Source organism: Enterobacter cloacae complex sp.6700776 (assembly GCF_048284255.1).
Classification (GTDB): Bacteria; Pseudomonadota; Gammaproteobacteria; order Enterobacterales; family Enterobacteriaceae; genus Enterobacter; species Enterobacter intestinihominis.
Genome location: NZ_JBLVYK010000091.1, coordinates 1 through 352, shown reverse-complemented (window position 1 = coordinate 352; position 352 = coordinate 1). Strand labels below are relative to the sequence as shown.

Sequence of the window (352 nt, the reverse complement as noted above, 5' to 3'; positions counted from 1 at the left end):
ACCTTCTTGGTTTAAAGGGAAGAACTAAGTTAAGCACGAACGTTGGGTAGAACTCTGGCGCGATTGCTTGCGGGTGAACTATGAGCCGAATATCGATATTCGGGCAGTAAAAACTAAGACAGGTGAGGTTGTGGCCAACGTTGCCGAGCAACTGCAAAGCGCGGTTGCTGAAACGCTGAAATACTCCGTTAAACCGGAAGATATGGCAAACGATCCTGAGTGGTTTCTTGAGCTGACGCGGCAGCTTCACAAGCGCCGTTTTATCTCGACCGGTGGGGCGCTAAAAAACGTCCTCCAGTTGGATCGAGAAACCAATGAGGATCTTGTCATTGCCGACGATGTAGGGGATGGC

1 pseudogene is annotated in these 352 nt (G+C 50.3%); it reads left to right on the top strand.

The features are described 5' to 3' along the window. Positions 1-352: pseudogene (locus ACNQ0T_RS23355) on the top strand (protein rep); the annotation flags it as partial.